This window comes from Pseudolactococcus chungangensis CAU 28 = DSM 22330, from assembly GCF_002441885.1.
In the GTDB taxonomy this organism is placed as follows: Bacteria; Bacillota; Bacilli; order Lactobacillales; family Streptococcaceae; genus Pseudolactococcus; species Pseudolactococcus chungangensis.
The window spans coordinates 167,006-174,784 of the sequence record NZ_JXJT01000002.1 but is presented as its reverse complement, the minus strand read 5'-3'; the positions used below and the strand labels follow the sequence as shown (position 1 = coordinate 174,784).

Below are 7,779 nucleotides of genomic sequence, written 5' to 3'. Positions count from 1 at the left end.
TAATATCAGGATTGCTTAAAGCGTTAATACGTGCCAATTCTTGCCATGTTGTGCCGTACTTCAAAGCGATGCTACTTAAGTTTTCGCCATATTGTACGATATGAATTTGCCCAGCATTTATAGTTGGTACGCTCGTTGACGCATCCAGTGTCTCAACGTCATACACACTCAACCAGCTCATGATACCATCAAGCAAGACTTTATCGCCTGATTTTTCAATAATTTGGTAAGATGTCCCTTTGACCCAATCTGGGATAACTTCACCAGTCGCATAGTTCTGAGAACTAAAGTTGACTTTTACAGTCATACCAACTTCTTTAGCGCTACCTTTGACCTTATCGGCTTCTTTACCTGCATTAATTGCTGGTGTTTCGGTAACTGGTTTAGTGGCATTGCCATTTTTATATCCATTATCTGTCACACCTGATAGGTCGATATTGCCATCTAATCCACCAGCTACATAAGTAGAAGTAAACTGGAAAATCTGGATGTTATCCCATGACGGAAAGTAATTGTAATTTGGAGTTGGTGTCACATTGTAGTCTGGATATTGCGCTATCCAGAGACCAAACTTGCTAGAAATTCGATCGAGGTCGAGATTACTAGCTAAAAAGCTCTTATAGCCGTAAAGCAAAGGTGTATATCCTCTATCTTTGATGTACTGCAACGACCAAAGAATAACATCTGTATTAGCCACACCGTCCTCAACGTCCAAAGCAACAATAGACCCTTTAGGTGTTTGAACTTGGGCAAGCATTGTATCTAAGATGTTTTTGGCCAAGTCCGTATTAGTCACACTTTGATACCAAATATAGGTATGCGCCCGTTTACCTTGTGCGATTGATGACTGCACTTGTGATGCATAGGTTGATTGCCAGTAAATCCCAACGCCATTATAACCACCAATCTGTGAGATTGAAAACTTGTCATGTGCATAACCAAACTGTCCTTGATTACCTTGGTATACTGCCCAATCCACACCTTGGTCACCAACTGCGGCAAAAGCCGTTGAGTAATTAAAAAGCCCTAGCCCAACGGCTAAGACTGCTACTGCTTTTTTAAGTTTTTTCATTTGTCATCCTCCATGTTAATACCTTTTGATTTGATATACTTTGCCAAATCTTGAATCATCGGGTTAATTTGGCAAATCAGTTGGACCATTCGAGCAAAAAAGAAAAGCAATGATCCATTCACGACCAATGCGATTTCATTTTCATATGTCTTTGAATTTGAATAGTTGTAAAACTCAAACACTGCCCAAAAAATGCAAATTGTCACAATATCAATAACCATTCTTTTTTTAAGTGGCGGGTCCATCTTCTCCCCGTCTTTTATCCAAGTCAAAACCAAGATAATCAAAATTAGGACTGAGATGCCCATTAGTTTATATTCCATTTTATATTTTTCCTCTCTAGTTAACCGTTTCTAGCAGCTTTTGCTTGCAAACTTCTGCAATTGACGTGATGTCTATATCAGTTGCATCAATTACCAAATTTGCACTAACTGAATTGCCATCTGTCGCTCCGTTATCGACTGAAATCAGGTATTCAACAATGACGCTATCTGTGTCGTAAACTGGTGTTATGTTTGTTACTCTCATAGTTTTCTCCTTTGTTTAGATGGTATATATAAGTGAATTGATGCCAATATACGACGATGCCGTGCCTCGAACCCCTACTTGAATCCTTCCATCAGATAGCGCTCCTATACGAATCGTTTGCGTCCCCATCATATCCCCAACAGCGGACAGAAACGTATGTCTAATTGGTCTAATATCGACTGGAAGATTTGCTATAATTTGGAAGTTACTTTCAGAGTTTGTTCCAGGAAAGCTACCGCTTACTGGCTTTACCTGACCTCTAAACTGTACGGTATAACTGCCGTCTAAATTTTTAATCTTGCGATATTGGCAAGGATTATTTTCAGCCGTTGTGTAGCCAGATAGGTACGTCAAGTTAGTCCATGGCGCAAGCGTTACATTTTCGGCTGTGATTTGACCGGTCCAGTTGTTTATGCTGTCTGAAAAATAAAGATAAGAAGGTGTATACCAAGCTTGTTGAAACTTAGTAGTATCATTTTTATCTGGTAAGTATTGAGCAAATAACCCTTGTCCACTTGTACTTGTAACTAAGTCAATTGTCGTACGTGTATTAGCATTATAGTATACTACCTTTACAGAATCCTCAATTGCAATCTCTCCTTTGTTATCAATACCGCCTGAAGAGTTATCAAATGTGTTGCTTATCTTACCGATTTTAGCAGATAGTGCTTCCAGCGAATCAGCTTTTAAATTCTGAGCATACAATTCCCAAATCACCCACTCGTTCCCAGTCCACTTTTTAACAAGCTGTGGTGTTGTAGATGTATCTTGCCATAACTGCCCTGTCTGCGGACTGTCTGGCGCTACTGAACTAACAATAATACCAGATGTCCCATTTGTACCGTTGGTACCATCTTTAGAATTATAAGTTACTGAATACCATGTTTTAGATGAATTGTCCGTGTATGTCCATACTGTTTTCGTCCAGAGATACTGACCTTTTACAATACTGGGAACAGAACTTGTCCAGCCAGTGCTTGGTGCTGTCGTTCCGCTTGTTGAAATAGCGTAAGTGATAACAGTTGATGATACTCCAACACCATCATTTCCCTTAAATATAGTCCAAGGCGTATATTTAGCAGGGTCTGTGGATGCTGTAGATGAGAAATCTGAATATTGACCAATATAGCTTGGCCAGTCAGCAGTTGTGACTTCACTAGATGAAGGCATCCAAGGTTGCGAACTTTTTGCTTTTCTGATAGTTACATTAGAAAACGTAATTACAGTATTAGTTGGAATATTATCAAGTCGATATCCTACACCTGTTGCAACAGCTGTTGAAGCAACATCTGCAGCTCTAATGTTATAAGTATGTATAACATGACCTGAACCATTAGTAGAAGATAAATTTATTGTTGGTACATTAAAACCCCAAGGTGCACCTTGCCATTGTAAAACAAAGTTTCCACTTGCTGGATTTGTTGCACTCCAATCAAATTCAAGGATTATAGTATCATTGACACTAAAACCCTGATTGACTAAAGTATTATTATTGTCAAAACTATATAATAAACCTCCTTGGTTTACAGCATTATTGCCTGTTATAGATTTAGAGGTTTTGGTTCCTTTCAACAAATTCAAATTAGGATAAACAGTCGTGAATCTATCAGTGCCATCAGCACTATAAGCGTACGCATAATGAGTTATTGTCCCATCATTAACATTACTTACTGTGATGTTATTACTTGCTACTATCGTCATCAGTCACCTCATCCCAAATTTCAATAATTGGAGTGGAGATACCGTAAGTCCGCCAGATTTGTTCAATCACATCACTTGCACTTGTTGCTTCAAAGCTAACTTGTGTGATTTCTCCACCAAGTTCGATATTTGCATAAAATGTACTTTTCATTATTGATTCACCTCGCATGTATATTGAGCTTTGACATTGATGTCAGATGCTACAACACTAATTGTTTTACCGGTTTTATACTGAATTCCTGTGCCACCAAAATTAGCATTTAGTACGCCATTTTGATCACGTTGAGACCATTTATATGTGTAGGTTGTTCCAGCAGTATCAATTTCAGCGCCAGATTGGAATACTCTACAAGTTAATGTTGTTGTACCAGAACCATTTTTAAAAATACTTCCCGCTGTACTATCAATTGTACAAGTTAATGGGTCTGTATAATCAAGAAGCGTAACAATTCCGCTGACTACTGTACCCGACGTACCACCAGCTTGGTCAATGATTACTGCTTTGAACGATTGAGCATTTGTAATAGCCGTTGGTAGAACTGTTAGTATCCCTTGAGAAGTTGTATTTGTACCAGCAGTTACATTTGGTGTTTGACCAGTTGTAGATGCACTGCATAAATGCCAACCTAATCCAAGATTTGAGTTATACCCAGTTGAACTTGTTGTAGTTACACTACTATCTGAATAACCAAAGAATATTTGCTTATTACCTGAGGAAAGTTGTCCTCCTTTATACAAATCAGCATTAACTGTTAAGCTTGCAGGCATAGAATTGTAGAACGCCCCACCATTTCCAGCATAGACATTCGCAAGAATAGCTGATTTAGCAAGTTGTACAACAGTTAAATCTAAAACTGCTGAGAACGGAACATTTAACCCTGTGTTAGGGTCAATCCATAATCCAGAAGCTGTGAATCGTGATGCTGAGTTAGCAAGTGGGACATTGATTTTTGTTGTCAACACACTATTTGAAGTTCCACTCATATATTGAGTATCAGTATTAGTAGTTGAAGTGATAGTTGTTGTTGTTGCTCCATCTGATCGTGTCCAAGTAATAGTTCCTGAAACTCCACTAACTACAGAAGTTGCACTACCTGCTTTAGTAAGATTGAGTGTTAAGACCTGTGCGGTACTCGCGTAACTTGGAGACCATGTTTGAGCTGTTGCATCATAAGTTTGAGTAGTAACTCCGCTAGCTGTGATGAAAGCGTTGAGTTGCATACCATCTGATAAATCTGTGATTGTGATTTGTCCACTTGAAACAATTGACATATTTTATTTCTCCTTATTAATTAAGTGGTTCAGCAGTGCAATCAAATGTAGCTCTCTGCCGAACATCACTGTTTGTTATTATGATTGATTTTTGACTTGTTTGATGAGCAAGATTCCAAGCGGTATCTGCTGTTCCATCAGAGTTAGTTTTAGTCCATACATAAGCAAATTTTGTACCATCTTTATCAATCTCTTTATTATCTTGATAAAGTTTTACTGTAAAAGTTGTGTTAATGATATTATTTTTAAATTGGTATCCGTTAGACGATTCGATGACCAGATTTATAGGGCTTATACCATCCGCTCCGTCAGAAACATCAATAATCGTAACTTCATCAATCGCTACAACTACACTGTTGATTGCTGCTGACCATCGTACAACAGCCTTGCCGTCGATGTCCTCTGCTGTAATTTCGTGTTGATCGCTAGATCCTGAGATAACCACACCGTCAATCGTCCATTCATACTTTTCTGGTGCAATCTCTTTACTACCTTTATACAGTCTAGCCGTCAAAGTAGTGCTGCCTTCAGAATTTTTAAATGTGAGTCCGTTAGTCGTAAGCGTTACAACTTTATAAGGTGCATTCTCCTCGGCCAGCTGTTGCATTTTAGCAATCAGATCCGCTGATATTTGAGACTGTAAGGCTTTGTAGTTGCCAAACTCTGCCCGCTCGATTGAATCGTCATCAAAACTCGCGACTTTTTCTAACACCCTAGCAGAGGTTAGCAATTGAGGCGTATAACCATCGTTGACCATTTTAACCGTATCGCCAATTTTAGCGTCTGTTTTGCCTTCCACTAAATAATTTACTGCCGGCACACTGTGATCCTCTAAATATTTTGCAGCTCTGTTGAAAAGCTCGCTTTGCGAAATATTATCGTGGCTAAAGTCATAGACAATATAGCCACCTCCGGTTATATTTGCCCCTCTATTACCAAAGCGAGCATTTGCTTGCGGCGCAAAAATTAAAGTGCTGCCTTTTTTGTGAAAAAATTTAACGTTTCCATTTTCGTCTTTTTTCTCCCAATCCGGCATACTAGAGATATCGATAATCTTATCATTGTTATCTCTTGAAACCGGACGAATCGCAGTGTAGAGTCCGCTGGTGCTTGTTGTTCGCTTGATTGTCTTGATATTTTCGTTATAACGCAGCTCAATATCGTCGCGCACTTCACCAATTTTTTTCTTGATATGGATTAAGCGTTTTTTGACCGTGAAATCTGAATTAAGCTGCACTTCATAATCTAACTCCGCGTTATCGAATTGCGTTGCAACCGATTGAATGAAGTTTCTAATTGTCATCTCGCTATCCCAAGACAATTTACGAGTCAAATTAGATATCTCATTGATACCTATCTCGTAACCAGTATCGAACATGATCTTGTCGAAATACCACTTAAATGGCTTCGCCTCAGGCGCTGCAAATGGCTGGATTGTTTCATTATTAAGGTCGAGATTATCGCTAATAGATGATATAGTCATCATCTTATCTCGCTCAGCTTCTGCTATATTGTCAATATATAGCAATCTGTCACGATCGTCATACCTAAACGCTATCCAATAACCGACCTGAAACTTATCACTATCAACATGCAACTTTGATGTTTCAAAATCAAAAAAGTTTGCTGATCCTGTTAAAAATTGATGAAATTTTGATTTTTGATAATGGATTGATTCCGGCAATTCATTATCCATGACAGCAACTGGGATATAGTTTTCATCTAAAATATGGAATTGCATTATAAATTAGCCTCCGTAAATTCGATTTGATAAGTCGGTGGTGTTGTACACCAATCAGAACATTGGAAGTAAATCGTCGTCTCGCCAGGCGGTATTGTGAAGAGGTTAGACCCGTCGACTTTTTCAGTCAATTTTGGCAAACCATTGACATAGACCTTGCTGTCGGCTCCTGTCATCTTAACCGTTGTTTCTGGTTGATACCTATTTTTAATGTCACGAATTGACTCAGCGCTGTCATTTCTGATCATCATGCGCCTTAGGTCAAAGTAGCTCATCAGTTGATTTCCAGTCCGATTGGCTAACTGGTAGAAATTGATGTAGCACTTGGTAATTTCGACATCTTTCAATTCTGGTACTGTAAATTCTGGATAGCTACCAAACCAGTAGTATCTGAGCTTAGCACCATTTTTGTAAATATCAGCGTGCCCACGTGGCTTGTTAAATGGATTATCTTTGTCTAAATGGCTTGTCTGGAAAGTGTTAATTTTAAGTATCTTCTTACCTCCATTTCCATCACCAGCCAAAGCAGCCCATACGCCACTATTTCCTTTCGTATCGTTTTTATAGATGTCATATCCCATTACTAAGTGATTGTTAGCATCTGTAAATAACACCTGAATTTGCCCTGTCTGACCCATCATTCCAGCCCAAAATACAGCATTGAAATAACAATAAACATTTTTAGCACCAACATGACCAGTGCCGTCAGCTGGAAAGTCATAAACATAAGAAGCACCGTGCCAATAATTATTATTAGTACCAGCATTTGACAGATGAAAATAGTTAGTGCTTCCCTCTGACCTGATAGCAGCGTATCCGTCATTTCCTTTTGCTGAATTTTCTGGATTAGCTCCTGTGTGTCGCGTAAACTCTGAAAAGTCATTTGTATTCAGAATAGTCGTAGCACTTACATAATCTTCAGTGTCGCTCTCTTCCTTGTTTCCAATCTCAGTAATGCCGTAATCGGTGTACATACCAATATATCCGTTTTCGGCGTTCATGGTCGCTGTCATGGTAATTGGAACATCTAAATTACCTTCATTGACGATTGTTACGCTGTAGCGACCATCTGTTCCTTGCGCGGCTGTATAAGATCCTTTAGGATTGATAGCGTGTTTGATACCATCTGGCACAAGTATTTCAAGCGAAATATCTGCACCCAAATAGGAACTATTTATTTTACTAGTATCCAGAATACCGTCCCAGTACCAATCTTTATCGTCACTAAAAACAAATCTAACTGTTGATGACTTGTTTAGTATTGTTTTCAGTTCATTCAAGCCATATGTAGAGATTAGAGTAACTTCTACATTGATTGTTCTTTCTGTTATCTTCCTTTGAGTCAAGCGCATTAAATCCGTTTTGTTTGAGTACATCCCAGTAAAGCCTCGATTAACTTTACGGATAATGAACGTGTCGCTTGTATCAAAGCCATCTACAATCATTTTATTGTTACCTATCAATG

7 protein-coding genes and 1 pseudogene are annotated in these 7,779 nt (G+C 38.7%); all 8 read right to left on the bottom strand.

All coding sequences use genetic code 11. The features are described from left to right. Nucleotides 1-1,072 (bottom strand): GH25 family lysozyme (locus tag RR45_RS02220; protein ID WP_096823132.1); only part of this gene is annotated, 1,072 nt, incomplete at its 3' end. Further along, entirely contained in the window at nt 1,069-1,395 is a 327-nt protein-coding gene (locus RR45_RS02215; RefSeq protein ID WP_031366612.1) for a hypothetical protein, read from the bottom strand. The genes RR45_RS02220 and RR45_RS02215, both read right to left, overlap by 4 nt. A gap of 16 nt (nt 1,396-1,411) precedes the next feature. Next, nucleotides 1,412-1,600: a hypothetical protein gene (locus RR45_RS02210; protein ID WP_031366611.1), complete on the bottom strand. Its 189-nt coding sequence runs from the start codon at nt 1,598-1,600 to the stop codon at nt 1,412-1,414. 15 nt (nt 1,601-1,615) lie between these two features. Next, nucleotides 1,616-3,241 (bottom strand): annotated as a pseudogene (locus RR45_RS11130) (hypothetical protein); the annotation flags it as partial. A gap of 40 nt (nt 3,242-3,281) precedes the next feature. Continuing rightward, a complete protein-coding gene (locus RR45_RS02200) occupies nt 3,282-3,452 on the bottom strand; it encodes a hypothetical protein (RefSeq protein ID WP_096823131.1) in 171 nt (56 codons plus the stop codon). After that, nucleotides 3,452-4,573 carry a hypothetical protein gene (locus RR45_RS02195; protein ID WP_031366609.1) on the bottom strand — a complete coding sequence of 374 codons (1,122 nt, stop codon included), beginning with the start codon at nt 4,571-4,573 and terminating at the stop codon, nt 3,452-3,454. The genes RR45_RS02200 and RR45_RS02195 overlap by 1 nt, the downstream gene beginning before the upstream one ends. Before the next feature lie 16 nt (nt 4,574-4,589). Beyond that, nucleotides 4,590-6,314, bottom strand: a complete 1,725-nt coding sequence (locus RR45_RS02190; RefSeq protein WP_031366608.1) for a phage tail spike protein — start codon at nt 6,312-6,314, stop codon at nt 4,590-4,592. Further along, entirely contained in the window at nt 6,314-7,777 is a 1,464-nt protein-coding gene (locus tag RR45_RS02185; protein WP_031366607.1) for a distal tail protein Dit, read from the bottom strand. Before RR45_RS02185 ends, RR45_RS02190 begins: the two co-directional genes overlap by 1 nt. Nucleotides 7,778-7,779 lie beyond the last annotated feature (2 nt).

What these genes read in the sequence shown, in the direction of transcription:
- RR45_RS02215 (WP_031366612.1), bottom strand. Translation starts at nt 1,395, where the DNA reads ATGGAATATAAACTAATGGGCATCTCAGTCCTAATTTTGATTATCTTG.
- RR45_RS02200 (WP_096823131.1), bottom strand. Translation starts at nt 3,452, where the DNA reads ATGAAAAGTACATTTTATGCAAATATCGAACTTGGTGGAGAAATCACA.
- RR45_RS02190 (WP_031366608.1), bottom strand. Translation starts at nt 6,314, where the DNA reads ATGCAATTCCATATTTTAGATGAAAACTATATCCCAGTTGCTGTCATG.
- RR45_RS02210 (WP_031366611.1), bottom strand. Translation starts at nt 1,600, where the DNA reads ATGAGAGTAACAAACATAACACCAGTTTACGACACAGATAGCGTCATT.
- RR45_RS02195 (WP_031366609.1), bottom strand. Translation starts at nt 4,573, where the DNA reads ATGTCAATTGTTTCAAGTGGACAAATCACAATCACAGATTTATCAGAT.